Origin of the sequence: Martelella sp. NC20 (assembly GCF_013459645.1) — a bacterium.
Taxonomy (GTDB): domain Bacteria; phylum Pseudomonadota; class Alphaproteobacteria; order Rhizobiales; family Rhizobiaceae; genus Martelella.
In genome coordinates this window covers 5175131-5189710 of sequence record NZ_CP054861.1, presented here as the reverse complement: position 1 = coordinate 5189710, position 14580 = coordinate 5175131, and the positions used below count along the sequence as shown (strand labels likewise).

Sequence of the window (14580 nt, the reverse complement as noted above, 5' to 3'; positions counted from 1 at the left end):
CGTTCGCAACGCGCGTCAGAACAAGGGAACACGATATGGCCTGGAGAATCGGCGTCGATTCCGGCGGAACATTCACCGATGTCTGCCTCTTCAATGATGAAACCGGAGCAATCGAGATCTGGAAGGTCTCGTCCACCCCGGACGATCCGTCGCGCGCCATCGCGCAAGGCGTGGTCGAGGGGCTGGAAAAGGTCGGCGCGAAGGCCGGGGACCTTGCCTTCCTCGGCCACGGCACCACGGTCGCCACCAATGCGCTGATCGAACTGCGCGGCGTGAAAACCGGCCTCGTCGTCTCCGACGGCTTCCGCGACCTGCTCGAGATCGGCCGCCAGAAGCGCCCGAACCTCTACGATATGTTCGCCGAAAAGCCGGAGCAGCTCGTCACCCGCGACCTGCGCCGGGAAGTACCCGAGCGGCTGAAGGCCGATGGCAGCGTCGCCGTGCCGCTGGACGAGCAGGCGCTGCGCGAAGCCTTCCGCGCGCTCGCCGCCGAGGACATCAAGGCGCTGGCGATCTGCTTCCTCTATGGCTTTCTCAACACCGCGCATGAACAGCGCGCGCTTGAAATTGCGGCCGAGGAACTGCCGGACGTGTTCGTCTCCGCCTCCCATGCCGTCGCCCCGGAATTCCGCGAATACGAGCGGTTGTCCACCACCGTCGTCAATGCCTATCTCGGCCCGGTGATGCAGCGCTATATCCGCCGCCTCAAGGACAGGCTCTCAGAAATCGGCCTCAGGGTCGCGCCGCAACTCACCCAGTCGAATGGCGGCGTTATCGGTTTCGATCAGGCGAGCAGCCTGCCGGTGCGCACCGTGCTGTCCGGTCCCTCGACCGGCGTCGTCGGCGCCCAGGCGATCGGCCGTATGGCCGGTTTCGACAATATCATCACCTTCGATGTCGGCGGCACCTCGTCCGATGTGGCGCTGTTGCAAAACGGCGTCTGCCAGCTCACCGGCGAGGCCGATGTCCATGGCTATCCGATCAAGGCGCCGATGCTCGATATCCACACGGTCGGCGCCGGCGGCGGCTCGATCGCCCATGTCGATACCGGCGGCCTCCTGAAGGTCGGCCCGCGTTCGGCCGGCGCCCATCCGGGGCCGGTCTGCTACGGGCTCGGCAATGAGGAGCCGACGGTGACCGACGCCAATATCGTGCTCCAGACCCTGAACCCGGTCGAAATTCTCGGCGGCCGCATGAAGGTGCGGCACGATCTGGCGCTCGCCGCAATCCAGCGGCTCGCCGACAGGCTCGGCGTCGGCGTGATGGAGACCGCGCAGGGGATCATCTCGGTCGTCACTGCCAACATGGCCAAGGCGATCCGGGTGATTTCGGTCCAGCGCGGCCATGATCCGCGCGATTATGCGCTGATGGCCTTCGGCGGCGCCGGTCCGCTGCATGCCGCCCGCCTTGCCCGCGAGCTGGACATGAAGAAAGTGATCGTGCCGCTGACGCCGGGAACCCTTTGCGCGCTCGGCCTGCTGCTCACCGATCTGCGCTCCGATTTCGCGCTGTCGAGGCTGATGGAACTGTCCGAGGCGGCACTTCCCGCCGTGGAAGAAGGTTTCACAACGCTTGCCGAACAGGCCGATGTCTGGTTCGCGGCCGAAAACATCGCCGAGGATCGTCGCGTCATCACCCGCACGGTGGACATGCGCTATGCCGGGCAGAACTACGAACTCTCGGTCGCGGTTCCGGCGGGGCCGATCACGACGGAGACCTTCACGGCGCTCGAAAAGGGCTTCGAGGCGGCACACCGCCAGCGTTTCGGCTTCATCGCCGAGGGCGAGCCGATCCAGCTTGTCACCCTGCGCATCGAGGCGGCCGGCATTGTCGACAAGGCCGAATTCCAGAAACAGGACGATCACGGCCCCGATGCCTCGGGCGCGAAGATCGGCGAACGCGATGTGTGGATGTCGGAGGCCGGCGGCTTCGTCACCTGCCCGGTCTATGAACGCGGTCTCATGAAGGCCGGCAACGTCATCACCGGTCCGGCGATCGTCGAGCAGATGGATACGACCACCGTGCTGCTGCCCGACATGACCGGCACGGTCGATCCCTATCTCAATCTCATCCTGGAGGTTTGAACGATGACCGCAATCGATCCTATCACAGTAGAAGTCATCGGCTCGGCCCTGCAGTCCATCGTCGAGGAGATGGGCGAGGCGTTGGTGCGCGCCTCCTATTCCACCAACATCAAGGAACGCCGCGACTGCTCGACAGCGCTCTTCGACCGTCACGGCAACACGCTCTGCCAGGCCGAGCACATCCCGATGCATCTCGGCTCCTTCCTCGGCGTGATCGGCGCGATCCACGGCCGCTTCAGGATGGATGATATCAAGCCCGGCGATGTGTTCATGGCCAATGACGCCTATGCCGGCGGTGCAACTCACCTGCCGGATATCGTGCTCGCCGAGCCGATCTTCGTTGATGAAACGCTGGTGGCTTGGGCGGTCAACACCGCCCACCATTCCGATTTTGCCGATCGCGGACACGAACATATTTACCAGGAAGGCCTGCGCATTCCGCCGGTCCGGCTCTATCGCGAAGGCGTGCTGAACGAGGACCTGCAGGAGATGTTCCTGCTCAACTGCCAGGTCCCGCGCGAGCGCCTGTCCGACCTGCGCGCCCAGATGTCGGCCAACCGGCTCGCGGTCCGGCGCATGCAGGATCTGTGTGGCAAATACGGCACGGACAAGGTGCTGGCCGCCGGCGAGGCGCTGCAGGACTATGCCGAGCGCAAGATGCGCGCCGGCATTGCCGCCATTCCTGACGGCAGCTACAGCTTCTCCGACCAGTTCGACAGCAATCAACGCGGCGACCGGATCCGGCTTTCCGTCGAGATCACCATTGCCGGCGACGAGATGACGCTCGCCTTCGATGGCCCGCCGCAGCTTCGTGCCGGGCTGAACCTGATCTATACCTCGCTGCTGGCGGCAAGTTATTTCGCGGTGAAATCGGTCGTCGATCCGACGATCCTGCCCAATGCCGGGCTCGCCCGTCCGCTGACGGTGACGGCACCCAAGGGCTCGATCCTCAACTGCGAGCATCCTGCCGCCGTCGACGGCCGTATCGCCGCCGCCCAGCGGGTCTGCGACCTCGTCTACGGCGCGCTTGCCAAGGCGCTGCCCGGCAAGGTCATGGCGGCCGGCAACGGCTGCTGCACCGGCGCGATCTTCAACGGCACCCATGCGGACGGCTCGATCTGGGTCTATCTCGAAACCATCGGCGGCGGCGGCGGCGCGCGACCGTCCTCCGACGGCCTCTCGGGCATCCATGTCAGCCTCACCAACACCTCGAATCTTCCCGTGGAATCGCTGGAGCTCGAATATCCGCTGACGCTGCTGCGCTACGAACTGGTGGATGATTCCGCCGGCGCCGGCACCTATCGCGGCGGTATGGGCGTGCGCCGGGTCTATCGCGCGGAAAAAGCCTGCCGGTTCACCGTCGAGGGTTCCCGCGTCGCTTCCGAGCCCTGGGGCCTCGATGGCGGCACCTCGGCGCGTGGCACCGTGCTCGACTTCGGCGACGGCCGCACCGATTTTTCCGGCATGGTCGACCTGAAACCGGGCCAGATCGTCTCGATCGTGACCCCCGGCGGCGGCGGCTATGGCGATCCGGCGGCACGCGACCCGGCAGCCGTCCGGCGCGACCTTGCCGAGGGACGCATCAGCGCCGCGACCGCCGAGCGCGTCTACAAGCAGTAGCGGCAGCCGGTCGCGGCCGGCCTTTCATCCGATTTCCATCCTGATCGCAGGCGCTCGCGCCTGCGGACACTCTCCCTTTGACCCTTTCAACCCAGAACAGGAAAAACCATGGTCAAGATCACCAAAGTCAAATCCGGCTCCATCTTCGAAACCAAGGAAAGCTATTCGCGCATTGTCTGCGTCGACGACTGGATCTTCGTCTCCAACACCGCCGGCCGCAACTACAAGACCCGCGAAATGTCGACCGATCCGGTCGAGCAGGCCCGCCAGTGCTTCGACAATATCGAGGGCGCGCTGAAGGCGGTTGATTCCTGCCTTGAAGATGTCGTCCAGTCGAAGATCTTCATCCCCTATGTCGAGGACGCCAAGGCGGTGATGGAATATGTCGGCGAGCGCTTCCGCGGCATCGACCCACAGCGCACCGTCACCTGCTCGCCGCTCGGCGCGCCGGACTTCAAGGTCGAGATCGAAGTCACAGCCTATCGCGGCGCTGCCAAGGCCGACGTCGAGGAAATCACCATTTCGCTCGGCTGAAAACCGTGCATGCCGCGGCAGCGGCCATTCCTGGTCGGTGTCGCCTGTCTTGACGCGTCGGGTTAGCGAAAAACCGGATTCCACTTTTTCGCCCGACGCTCTATTCCATCGCCTGCTTCAACGCGGGCGGTGGGGATTGTCGAATGAGCATCCTTCCTCCCGGCATGAGAAGCGCTCAATTGCGTTGGTCGCTGACCGGTGCCTTTTATCGGATCATCCGGAATCAGGCAGGTATGACCAATGCATCCAATCGTCAGTCTGCGGGCGCTGTCGCTCCAGACACAATCCCATGGTGAAACCTATGAGGCGCGTCTGGCCGCCGTGGCGGCGCCGCTTGGCGCAAAGCGGCTCGGCGCGCGCTATGTCGAGCTTCCTCCGGGCAAGAAGGCCTGGCCCTTTCACTGCCATCACGCCAATGACGAGCTCTTTGTGATCCTGTCCGGGGCCGGCGTGCTGCGATATGGCGGGGAGGAACATGGCGTGAGCGCCGGCGATGTGGTCGTCTGTCCCGCCGGCGGGGTCGAAACGGCCCATCAATTGCGGGCTGAAGGCGCTGAACCGCTTCGTTACCTGGCGATCAGCACGATGAACGAGCCCGATGTTCTGGAATATCCCGACAGCGGCAAGGTGGCGGTGTTCGCAGGTTCCGCGCCGGGCGGCGAAAAAACGGCCCGACGTCTGGAACTGACGGTGAAGAAAAATGCGGCCGTCGGATACTGGGAGGGAGAGGAATGAATTCGCTCCGAAACAGGAAAACCCTGCGTTCCGACGGCAGCCGGGCGTTCATCGTTCTCGCGGCCATTGCCGTGCTGCCCGCATCCGCCTTGGCGATGGAGCTGACAAGCTCATCTTTTGACGATGGCGGTGCTGTTCCGCTTCGCCATGCGCTGCGCGGATCGGGATGTCTTGGACAGAACGTCTCACCGGCGCTTGAATGGAACGATGCGCCTCCGGAAACCAAAAGCTTTGCCGTGACCATGTTCGATCCGGATGCGCCAACCGGAAGCGGCTGGTGGCACTGGGTGCTGGTCAATATTCCTGCCGATGTGACGGCGCTGGCCGAAGGGGCGCGGCCGGGAAAGGCGTTCGCCACAAGGACGGATTTCGGCATGGCCGGTTACGGCGGTCCCTGTCCGCCGGCCGGCGCTGCGCCGCATCGCTACGTCATCACCGTCTATGCGCTCGATGTCGACAGCCTGCCGCTGGACGCCATGTCGTCGGGTGCGATGGCGGGATACATGATCAACAGCCATGCGCTTGCCAGGGCGCGTATCACAGGGCTTTTCGGGCGCTGACGGAGTGCGTTTCCGGGCAAGACCGGAGCGCCTCAAACGCCTTCTGGTTTCATGACGTTCCGCCTGCCGCCTCAGCCAGCATCCAGGTCCGGAGGTTTCTGATGCGGCGGTCGCGCTCAAGGGCGGGCGGATAGCACAGATAATAGCCGCCATTTGCCGGAACCTGATGCTTCATGATCGGGGAGAGCCTGGCGGCGGCGATATCGCAGGCCGCAATCTCGACGCCCGCGAATGCGAAGCCGGCGCCGTCGATCGCCGCCTTGAGGCCGAGACCGGAGGAGTCGACGATTGTGATTGCGCCCGGCTTGACGGGACCGCCGGGCAGGGTCTCGTTCCACCGCTGGAAATCGCCGCGCCGGTGCTGGGAAAGAAACAGGTTGGTTTCGGAGATGGCCTTGCGGATATCGGCTTGGTCCCGCCCTTGCCAGTCGGCCGGACGACCAAGCAGGGTCAGGTGTTCATCGAACAGGCGTTCGCAGAGGACGCCCGCCCATTGCCCGGAACCGTGACGCACGGCGGCATCCGCGACGCCGGCGCCCAGATCGACGGCGGTCTGGGTCGTGGATATCAGCAGTTCGAAGCCGGATCGCGCAAACGGATAGGAGGCCATTCGCGGCGACAGCCAGTGGACCGCGAATGTCGGCAGCATGGACAGGCGCAGCGGGCCAAGCTTGCGCTCCTTCTTCAAGGCTCCGACCGCCTCGATGATCCGCGTGAAACCGATGGTCAGGTCCGGGGACAGCTGCCGTCCGGTTTCCGTCAGCTCAAGGCGCGCGCCGACGCGGCGCATCAGCTCGACCCCCAGCATATCCTCGAGGATGCGAAGCTGATGGCTGACGGCCGACGGCGTCACGCCGATTTCTTCGGCCGCGTCCTTGATGGACATATGGCGCGCGGCAACCTCGAAGGCGCGCAGCGCATTCAAGGGCACTGTGAGCCGGTTCGGCTCGATCCGGTGACTTTCCAAAATCCGCGTCTCCAAATCCTGTTCCATCGCCGCGCCCCGCAGCTTCATCTTTCGTGAGGATGGGCGGCGAGCGGAGGCATGACGAGCGACGATGATATTGGAGGGAACATATTTGGCAAAGTCTTGATGTCAGCACCTCAGTCCGGCGCAGAAGGCATCCATGAGCATGCGCCCCTGAGCCCATGCGCCAAGGCCGCTTGCGCCGTTGATGTGGCCGCAGGCGCCGACCTCCACGAGACCGGCTTTCCATTCCTTCGCGCGCGTCCTGACATGGTCCGGCGCGGCATAGGGATCATTGGCGCTTGCAATGATCAGCGCTGGAAACGGAAGCGGCCGCCGGGGCGGGTTTGCGAAGCCGGCCGCTGCCGCCGGGAATGCCGCGGAGCCGGGATCTGGTACGGCAACGAGAAAAGCGCCGCTGATGCGGCCCGCGATCTGCTCGGCCGCATGAGCGACGAGCAGGCAGGCGAGGCTGTGCGCGACCAGAACAGGCGGTGATCGCGCGCTGTCGATCTGTCGTTCCAGCGCAAGGCGCCAGTCGGCAAGAACGGGCTTATCCCAGTCGGACGGACGGAACCGGGCGAAGCAAGGGTCCGCGGCTTCCCAATGGCTTTGCCAGTGGGTTTCGCCGGAGCCGCCAATGCCCGGAAGCGTGATGAATGAGGTCATTGTGCCGCCGTATCTGGAGAGGCCAGGCTCTCACCCCGGCCAACCGTGTTCTTCGCGTGAGGATCATAGGCCCTTGCGGGAGGCCGGAAAATGAAATCATCTCAACGGGTCCGCAGCATTTCTCATGCCGCCGGCTTCGCGGAAGCCGCGTTCGTCATGCGAGCGTCAGAAGGGCGCGGCGGAATTCGGGCTCGCTGAGAACCACTTCGCCGGCGCCAAGCGCGCTGGCATGGGTGAGCGCGCGCGCGGTGAGGCGCTGGGCGATCTCCACGGCGCGCGGCAGGGTCAACCTGCGCGCCAGCCCTGCGACAATCAGCGCTGCAAAGAGATCGCCGGTTCCGGGCAGCGCGACCGGCAGATGCTCCACCGGGTGCCGGCTTGGGCCGTCATCGCCGAGAATGACGCTCTCGATATGACCGGCAGGGGTGTCTTCCAGCGCGCAGCCCGTCGCGATCAGATGTGCGTTGGGCGCGATGCGGAGGTAGGTTCTGGCCGCTTCGAGGTCGTTCAGGTTCGCGATCTTCCGCCCGGTCAGCCAGGCGAGTTCGAACGGGTTCGGGGTTGCGATGTCGGCCATCGGCAGCAGGCGGTCGCGCATGACGTCGGCAATGGCTTCCGGCACGTAAAGCCCGGGGCCGGTGTCGCCCATCACCGGGTCGCAAAGATAGACGAGGCGTGGGTTGACGGCCTTGGCCTCGGCCACGAAATCCGCCACCATCAGCGCCACGTCGAGAGAGCCGATATAGCCCGTCAGAATGAAATCCGCCCGCTCCGGCAGGCCGCGTTCGCGCGCGCCTTGCAGCAGATCGGAGAAAAATTCGGGCGGAAGCGCCCGGCCGCGCAGCGTCGGATAGTCGGGCGTGTTGGAAAAGATCACGGTCGGGATCGCCGCTACCTCCAGCCCCGCCGCCTGCATGGGAAACAGCGCCGCGGAATTGCCGACATGGCCGAACACGACCTGGCTCTGGATCGAGATCACGAAAGGCGGTGGGTTCATGCTGTGCCGTCCAGTCTGTTGCGCCAGTCTTCGACGCGGCCGCTTTCAAGCCGCCGCACCGCATATTTCCGCCAGCCTTCAGCCAGCACGTCAAGCGCTGCAATGCCCTTGAGTTCATTCAGGTTCAGCCGGTCGACATAAAGCGCATGCCAGAGCCGGTGCAGGGTCCAGTCCGGGGCCGTGCGGTCGACACGCTCGAGCCGGTCCCCCGTCGTCACGATGCCGTGTTCCAGCACCCGATAATACCAGCCCGTCCGGCCGGTCTGCTGCACACGGCGGGCCATGTCCGGCACGGCGAAACGGTGGTTGAGCTTCCAGCAGGGCTGCCGTCCCTGGGAGATCTGCACCAGCGCCGTGCCTAGCCGGAAGATGTCGCCGACGGCGACGTTGATCTCGGTCAGACCGGAGGCCGAGATGTTCTCGCCAAATCCGCCGGGTGCGCCCAGCGCCGGCAGATCCCCCAACTCCTCGCGCCATAGCGTGTAATGATCCAGCGGATAATGATGCACCGCCTTCTCGACGCCGCCATGGACGCGCCGGTCCGCCTGTTCGTCGCCCTCGAACCCTTCGGGACCAAGCCGAAGCGGTCTGTCCGCCGGTTGTTTCACAATGCCGCTTAGCGCGCCGCTTTCCGCCAGCGGCCGGGCGCGCCCGGTCAGAAGGGTGATCGCGGTCATGCAGGCAGACCTTGCAGCCAGGCCCGGAGCATGGACCCGCCGGCGCGCTTCAGCGACGGGCCATGGGGCCGGGCCTCGCGGCGCAGGATCAGGGCGGATTTCGACATTGAAGGCCTCTTGCGTTTTGACATTTGTCTCGCGAATATCCGGCCTACTGAAAAGAGCCAGTTTTCGAAATTTGGATAGGCCGGTTGCCATGGCCCCTGACCCGGGCAGGGCCGTTATTTGGGCGCCATGCGCAGGGCGCCGTCGAGACGGATCGTTTCGCCGTTCAGCATCGGATTGTCGAGGATCGACAGCACGAGGCGGGCATATTCGGCCGGCTGGCCGAGCCTGGACGGGAAGGGCACGGAGGCGCCGAGGCTCTGTTGCGCGGCTTCGGGCAGGCCCTTCAGCATCGCGGTCTCGAAAATGCCGGGAGCGATCGCCATGACGCGGATGCCGAGCGGCGCAAGTTCGCGGGCGGCCGGCAGCGTCAGCGCGATGATCCCGCCCTTGGAGGCGGCATAGGCGGTCTGGCCGATCTGGCCCTCGAAGCCCGCGATCGAGGCGGTGTTGATCGCAACCCCGCGCTCGCCGGTATCGAGCGGATCGAGCGTCGCGGCGGCCTCGGCGAAAAGCCGCAACATGTTGAAACTGCCGATCAGATTGACCTCAACGGCGCGCCGGAATTCCACGAGCGGCATGACGCCGGCTTTGGACAATATCTTTTTCGCGGGCGCGATCCCGGCGCAATTGACAAGGACACGCGCCTTGCCGTTCTTCGCCTCGGCGGCCGCAAACGCTGCTTCCGCTTCGTCTGACGAGGCGACGTCGCAGCGCAGCGCAAGCCCGCCGATTTCCTCTGCGACGGCGCGCGCGGCCTCGATGTTGAAATCGACGAGCGTGACATTGGCGCCCCGCGCGGCAAGCGCCCGGGCGGTGGCCGCGCCGAGCCCGGAGCCGCCGCCGGTGATGATAGCGTGAAGATTATTCAGGTCCATGTTTTCCTCCTCAATTTCGGCCGTTTGTGGCGCGCAAGGGCGCCGGCGCGGCGTTTCGTTCAATCGCCCATCGGCGCAATTCCGTCTTGACGACCTTGCCGATCGTATTGAGCGGCAGTGTTTCGACCGTTTCCAGCCGTTCGGGAAACTTCTGCCGGGCAAGTCCGAGGCGATCGAGATGCGCCGTCATCTCGGCGAAATCGAAGCCCGCGCCATCACGCAGGATGACGAAGGCGACGACCAGTTCGCCGCGCTCGGGATCGGGGATGCCGACCACCGCCGACTGGCGGATGGCGAGATGGCGGGCGAGCGCGTTCTCGATCTCGAGCGGTGAGAGGTTCTCGCCCTTGCGGATGATGATATCCTTGCTGCGGCCGGTAATTTCGAGATAACCGCCTTCGAGCCGCCGTCCGAGGTCGCCCATCATGAAGAAACCGTCGGCGATGAACGCCCCTTCGTCGTCGCGGGCGTCGAGATAGCCGAGGAACATGCGTGGCGAACGGACTGCAATCTCGCCGCTTTGCCCGTTCGCGACGGGGTCTCCGTCTGCTCCCAGAATGCGCAGTTCCGCCTCGCAATACCCATCGGTTCCGGCATGGGCGGCCGCATCCTCCCGGGTGGTGATACCGGGACAGACCAGCGGCACTTCGGACGAGCCGTAGGCGCGCGAGACCACGGTATCGGGAAAATGCGCGAGCCCCTCGAGGATCAGTTCGGGCGGCACCTGGGCGCCGCCGCATATGAAACGCCTCAGACCGGGAAGGCGGGTGCCGGCCCGCCCGGAAGCTTCGATCAGGCCGCGCAGAAATGGCGTCGCCCCGGCCATGAAGGTCGCGCCGTGCGCTTCGATGTCGGCGACGGCGCGGTCCGGGTCCCAGCTTTCGGCGAGCACGGCGGCGCAATCGGTGATCCAGGGAAATTCGAAGGCATAGATCGAGCCGCCGATATGGGCGATCGGCGAGGGGACATAGAGCCGGTCATCGGCCCCGATCCCCCAGAACCCGGCTGCCATGCGGATCACCGCATCGATAGAGGCATGGCTGTGCAATACGCCCTTCGGCCCGCCGGTCGTGCCCGAGGTGAAGAGGATCATCTTGATGTCGTCGTTTTCGGCAAGGGCCGGCGTGCCGGGCGCATGGCGGATCAGCCGGTCGAAGCTCAGTTCGCCTTTCGCGCCGTCACGCAGCGTGATCACGAGGCGCGGCGGCGCCGGCAAATCCGCGATCAGCGCCGGAAAATCCTTGCCGCGAAAGGTTTCGGGCACGAACAGCGCCTCGACGCCGCAAAGCGGCAGCATGGTCGAAAGCTCGGCCGAGCGGTAGATCGTCAGAAGCGGCACGATCCGGTAACCGAAAAGCGATGCCGCGAGGTTGATGACGCAGGCCTCCCACCAGTTCGGCAACTGGAAGCCGATCGCGGCGCCGGGCTGAAGGCCGCGCGCGGTAAGCGCGCCGCCGAGATTCAGCGCCGCCTGAAGCATTTCGGCGCGGCTGACCGCCCGTCCGCCCTCGATGACGACGATCCGCTCCGGGTCCGCTGCCGTCTTTTCAAGCGCGATCGCGCCGAGGCCGGGGCCGTGCGCCATGCTGGTGCGGCCGGCCGCGCGCAGCGCCTCCAGTCGGTTTTCAAGCGTGGTCATGACTTCTGCTTCCGCGCGATCCGCTCCTTCATCGCCTGAACAGCGGCGCGGTGCTCGTTTGAGTGCACCGAAAGCGCCTCGTAGGCAAGGCCCGTATCCATCGCCATATGGGCGATCCGCTTCAGTTCGAGATTGATCACCGCCTTCGTCCGCCGCCGCGCCTGGATCGCGCCGGCGAGAAGCCGGTCGACAAAGGCATCGACCGTCTGATCGAGTTCCGCATCGGCGACCACATGGTTGATGAGGCCGATCCGCTCGGCCTCGCGCGCGCAAACAAGGTCGCCGGTCAGGAGATATTCCTTGGCGCGGGCAAAACCGACGAGTTGCGGCCAGATCACCGCGCCGCCATCGCCGGCGACAAGCCCGACGCTCACATGCGGATCGCCGATCCGCGCCGTCTCGGCGGCAAAGATGACGTCGCAGAAAAGCGCCAGCGTCGCGCCGAGACCGACGGCCGGTCCGTTGACCCTGGCGATCACCGGCTTTTCGATGTCGAGCAGGCGAAAGATGATCCTCTTCGCGTCGGCCACTTCCTGGTCGAAGGCGGCCGGATCGGCGATGATTTCCTCCATGCGCGAAAGATCGCCGCCAGCGGAAAAGGCCCGGCCGGCGCCGGTCAGGACGATGACGTCGGAGCCCTCGTCCCGGTCGGCGAAGTCGAGAACATCAACGAGTTCGCCATGCATGGTCGGGCCAAAGGCGTTCAGCACCTCCGGCCGGTTGAAGGTGATCGTCAGCAGCCGGTCGCGCCGCTGAAGCAGGATCGTCTCGAATTCGGGCAGGCCGTGCATCAATTCCCCCACAGGCGGTCGGCTGCCATTGTCTGATTCTCCCCCGCGCCGCCAAGAGCGGACTTTAAGAGCTTGGCGCGATATGTCCAGCGGTGCAAAGGATGTTCGAGCGTCAGACCCATGGCGCCCATGAACTGGTGCAGATCGCCGGCAATGCGGCCGGAGGCCTCCTGGATATAGCCGAGCGACAATGCGGCCATTGCGGGATCGCCGGTCTGCGCCGCCTTCTGCACCATCAGTTCGCCAGCTTCAATCGAGATGACGGCCTCGGCGAGCCGATGCTGGATCGACTGGAAGGCGCCGAGCGGGCGTCCGAACTGCCGGCGCTCGCGGACATGGGCAAGGACTGCCTGGAACCCGCCGGCAAGCACGCCGGCAAGCTCGGCGGCTACCGCGACGCGCCAGCGGGTGCGCACGACCTCGGGGTCGATGTCGATCGGGTTCCAGTCGAGATATTCACCGGAAAGAACGCTCATCGGATAGGCAAACAGGCTCGCAACTTCTTGGCATGAGGCGGGCGAGACCGGCGCGGAGCTGACGCCGTCATCGTCGATCCGGATGACGGTCTTCGCCACCGGCAGGAAGCGCGTCGGCCGGTCGGCCGCGCCCTCGATCACGGCGATCGGCCGGGGAAGCTCGGCGCCGACAAGCGGCCGGATGAGGGCGGAGGCCGCCGCTTCCACCGTGACCGGCAGCCGGGCGAGCCGGCCGATCAGGGTTGCCGCCGCCGCCGGACCGAGGGTTTCCTCCGGCGCGCAGTCATAAAAGCCCTGCTCCTCGAGCAATCGGTCGAAGCTTGCAGACCATTCGAAACGGGCCCAGTCCGCGCCGGCTCGGAAACCGGCTTCCGGCGCGGTCATCATCTTTTCCAGCATCGCGAGGAAAGCCTGCTGGTCGTCATTCGGCTCGAACAGCATCAGCTTACCTCCCGCGGCAGATCGAGGTGTCGGCGCGCGATCAGGCCGAGCTGGATTTCGCTGGCGCCGGCGGCAATGCCGGTGACGATGGCGCGCTCGTGATGGGCGAGGAACTCCGGGCTCGCATCGCCGGAATAGGCGTCCGGTAGGTAATCAAGGCCGAAATCGGCAACGGCGTGATCGGCCCGAATGACGGCGGAGCGGGCAATATTGGCCATCGCGCCGGGATCGATGCCGCGGGCGATCCGGTCAACGACCCGGTAGACCAGCAACCGCGCGGCCTCGCAGGCCCCGGTCGCTGCCGCCGCGCGGGCGCGCACCGGTGCGCCGGAGAAATCGCCGCGCTGCTTCAGTGCCTCGACCATGGAATTGAGCACCCGCCCGGAGAGTTCATAGCGCGGAATGCCGACGCGCTCGTTGGCGAGCGAATAGCCGATCACGGACCAGGCCTCGCCTTCCCCGGCAAGCCGGGCGGTGACCGGCACGCGCACATCGGTGAAGAACACCTCGTGGATATCGCCATGGCCGATCAGGCTCGGAATTGCCCGAACCTCGATGCCGGGGCTTGCCATCGGCACCAGCACGATCGAGATGCCCTGCTTGTCGCCGGCCTTGCCGGCCGTGCGCGCCAGAAGAAAGCAATGCTCGGCCATGCCGGCATAGGAGGTCCAGATCTTCGACCCGTTGATGATATAATCGTCGCCGTCGCGAACGGCCCGCGTCGAAAGAGCGGCGAGATCGGAGCCGGCATTGGGCTCGGAAAAGCCCTGACACCAGATCGCCGTGCCCGCCGCCATCGGCGGAATGAAGCGGCGCTTCTGCTCGTCGCTGCCAAAGCGCATCAGCGTCGGGCCGATCCAGTTGACGTTCATGTACTGGCCGCCGCGCGGCTCTCCGGCCGCCCACATTTCCTCGCCGAGTATGAAGTGTTCCCAGGTGCTGAGCCCCGCGCCGCCCCATTCGCGCGGCCAGTGCGGCACCAGCAGGCCGGCGGCGGCGAGTTTCGGGCAGAATTCCAGACTGAACGCGGTCTGTTCACGCGAACCCGGCCCGTGACGGCGGATTGCGTCCCATCCCGGTGGCAGCTCGCGGTCGAGGAATTCGCGGACCCGCGCGCGAAACGCCCGTTCCCCGTCCGTCCATTCGAAATCCATGGCCCAGTATCCTCCACATTATGGGATGATTTTCGTATTCTCTTTTCATCGAAATAACTGAACTGCGCGGGCAACCTTGTCAAGAACCCAATTTAATTCGGGTTCTATGTGGATTTTCATTTGTCTATGACATAAAGTTGGGGCAAATGATTTACGGCAAAGAGTGGCCACATAGTGGAACAATAGTGAAATAAGTCGATCAGCTGGCGATTTCCGAGCGGATGGCTCCTCTCAGGAGGTAGGGTCATTCCGC

General features: G+C 65.1%; 14 protein-coding genes. 5 read left to right on the top strand and 9 right to left on the bottom strand.

Annotated features, from left to right (window positions below; all coding sequences use genetic code 11):
• Window positions 1-35 precede the first annotated feature (35 nt).
• The 5 genes from HQ843_RS24765 (at window position 36) to HQ843_RS24745 (ending at window position 5533) form a co-directional block, all read left to right on the top strand.
• Window positions 36-2084, top strand: coding sequence for a hydantoinase/oxoprolinase family protein (locus tag HQ843_RS24765; RefSeq protein WP_180900704.1), 2049 nt, complete (start codon window positions 36-38; stop codon window positions 2082-2084).
• 3 nt (window positions 2085-2087) lie between these two features.
• Window positions 2088-3704 carry a hydantoinase B/oxoprolinase family protein gene (locus HQ843_RS24760; RefSeq protein WP_180900705.1) on the top strand — a complete coding sequence of 539 codons (1617 nt, stop codon included), beginning with the start codon at window positions 2088-2090 and terminating at the stop codon, window positions 3702-3704.
• Window positions 3705-3812: 108 nt separating this feature from the next.
• Window positions 3813-4238 (top strand): RidA family protein, encoded by a 426-nt coding sequence (locus tag HQ843_RS24755; protein ID WP_180900706.1) that lies wholly within the window; start codon window positions 3813-3815, stop codon window positions 4236-4238.
• 240 nt (window positions 4239-4478) lie between these two features.
• Window positions 4479-4973: a cupin domain-containing protein gene (locus HQ843_RS24750; protein ID WP_180900707.1), complete on the top strand. Its 495-nt coding sequence runs from the start codon at window positions 4479-4481 to the stop codon at window positions 4971-4973.
• On the top strand, window positions 4970-5533 hold the full coding sequence (locus tag HQ843_RS24745) for a YbhB/YbcL family Raf kinase inhibitor-like protein (protein WP_180900708.1): 564 nt from the start codon (window positions 4970-4972) through the stop codon (window positions 5531-5533). Before HQ843_RS24750 ends, HQ843_RS24745 begins: the two co-directional genes overlap by 4 nt.
• Before the next feature lie 49 nt (window positions 5534-5582).
• Here HQ843_RS24745 and HQ843_RS24740 read toward each other — a convergent pair whose 3' ends face one another.
• The 9 genes from HQ843_RS24740 to HQ843_RS24700 all read right to left on the bottom strand — a co-directional run bounded on the left by HQ843_RS24740 (window position 5583) and on the right by HQ843_RS24700 (window position 14327).
• Window positions 5583-6527, bottom strand: a complete 945-nt coding sequence (locus HQ843_RS24740) for a LysR substrate-binding domain-containing protein (RefSeq protein WP_180900709.1) — start codon at window positions 6525-6527, stop codon at window positions 5583-5585.
• A 102-nt stretch (window positions 6528-6629) separates the two neighbouring features.
• Entirely contained in the window at window positions 6630-7169 is a 540-nt protein-coding gene (locus HQ843_RS24735) for an RBBP9/YdeN family alpha/beta hydrolase (RefSeq protein WP_180900710.1), read from the bottom strand.
• Window positions 7170-7323: 154 nt separating this feature from the next.
• Window positions 7324-8166, bottom strand: a complete 843-nt coding sequence (pdxY, locus tag HQ843_RS24730; protein ID WP_180900711.1) for a pyridoxal kinase — start codon at window positions 8164-8166, stop codon at window positions 7324-7326.
• On the bottom strand, window positions 8163-8843 hold the full coding sequence (locus HQ843_RS24725) for an MOSC domain-containing protein (protein ID WP_180900712.1): 681 nt from the start codon (window positions 8841-8843) through the stop codon (window positions 8163-8165). Before HQ843_RS24725 ends, pdxY begins: the two co-directional genes overlap by 4 nt.
• A gap of 221 nt (window positions 8844-9064) precedes the next feature.
• Window positions 9065-9826: an SDR family NAD(P)-dependent oxidoreductase gene (locus tag HQ843_RS24720; RefSeq protein ID WP_180900713.1), complete on the bottom strand. Its 762-nt coding sequence runs from the start codon at window positions 9824-9826 to the stop codon at window positions 9065-9067.
• Window positions 9827-9836: 10 nt separating this feature from the next.
• Window positions 9837-11465: an AMP-binding protein gene (locus HQ843_RS24715; protein WP_180900714.1), complete on the bottom strand. Its 1629-nt coding sequence runs from the start codon at window positions 11463-11465 to the stop codon at window positions 9837-9839.
• Window positions 11462-12256: an enoyl-CoA hydratase/isomerase family protein gene (locus HQ843_RS24710; protein ID WP_180900715.1), complete on the bottom strand. Its 795-nt coding sequence runs from the start codon at window positions 12254-12256 to the stop codon at window positions 11462-11464. Before HQ843_RS24710 ends, HQ843_RS24715 begins: the two co-directional genes overlap by 4 nt.
• The gene (locus tag HQ843_RS24705) at window positions 12256-13173 is read right to left on the bottom strand and encodes an acyl-CoA dehydrogenase family protein (protein ID WP_180900716.1); all 918 of its coding nucleotides are present in this window, start codon (window positions 13171-13173) and stop codon (window positions 12256-12258) included. Before HQ843_RS24705 ends, HQ843_RS24710 begins: the two co-directional genes overlap by 1 nt.
• Entirely contained in the window at window positions 13173-14327 is a 1155-nt protein-coding gene (locus HQ843_RS24700) for an acyl-CoA dehydrogenase family protein (protein WP_180900717.1), read from the bottom strand. The genes HQ843_RS24705 and HQ843_RS24700 overlap by 1 nt, the downstream gene beginning before the upstream one ends.
• Between the last annotated feature and the right edge of the window lie 253 nt (window positions 14328-14580).

Excerpts from the sequence above, each read along its gene's own strand:
- HQ843_RS24765 (WP_180900704.1), top strand. The coding sequence starts at position 36 with ATGGCCTGGAGAATCGGCGTCGATTCCGGCGGAACATTCACCGATGTC.
- HQ843_RS24760 (WP_180900705.1), top strand. The coding sequence starts at position 2,088 with ATGACCGCAATCGATCCTATCACAGTAGAAGTCATCGGCTCGGCCCTG.
- HQ843_RS24755 (WP_180900706.1), top strand. The coding sequence starts at position 3,813 with ATGGTCAAGATCACCAAAGTCAAATCCGGCTCCATCTTCGAAACCAAG.
- HQ843_RS24750 (WP_180900707.1), top strand. The coding sequence starts at position 4,479 with ATGCATCCAATCGTCAGTCTGCGGGCGCTGTCGCTCCAGACACAATCC.
- HQ843_RS24745 (WP_180900708.1), top strand. The coding sequence starts at position 4,970 with ATGAATTCGCTCCGAAACAGGAAAACCCTGCGTTCCGACGGCAGCCGG.
- HQ843_RS24740 (WP_180900709.1), bottom strand. The coding sequence starts at position 6,527 with ATGGAACAGGATTTGGAGACGCGGATTTTGGAAAGTCACCGGATCGAG.
- HQ843_RS24735 (WP_180900710.1), bottom strand. The coding sequence starts at position 7,169 with ATGACCTCATTCATCACGCTTCCGGGCATTGGCGGCTCCGGCGAAACC.
- pdxY (WP_180900711.1), bottom strand. The coding sequence starts at position 8,166 with ATGAACCCACCGCCTTTCGTGATCTCGATCCAGAGCCAGGTCGTGTTC.
- HQ843_RS24725 (WP_180900712.1), bottom strand. The coding sequence starts at position 8,843 with ATGACCGCGATCACCCTTCTGACCGGGCGCGCCCGGCCGCTGGCGGAA.
- HQ843_RS24720 (WP_180900713.1), bottom strand. The coding sequence starts at position 9,826 with ATGGACCTGAATAATCTTCACGCTATCATCACCGGCGGCGGCTCCGGG.
- HQ843_RS24715 (WP_180900714.1), bottom strand. The coding sequence starts at position 11,465 with ATGACCACGCTTGAAAACCGACTGGAGGCGCTGCGCGCGGCCGGCCGC.
- HQ843_RS24710 (WP_180900715.1), bottom strand. The coding sequence starts at position 12,256 with ATGCACGGCCTGCCCGAATTCGAGACGATCCTGCTTCAGCGGCGCGAC.
- HQ843_RS24705 (WP_180900716.1), bottom strand. The coding sequence starts at position 13,173 with ATGCTGTTCGAGCCGAATGACGACCAGCAGGCTTTCCTCGCGATGCTG.
- HQ843_RS24700 (WP_180900717.1), bottom strand. The coding sequence starts at position 14,327 with ATGGATTTCGAATGGACGGACGGGGAACGGGCGTTTCGCGCGCGGGTC.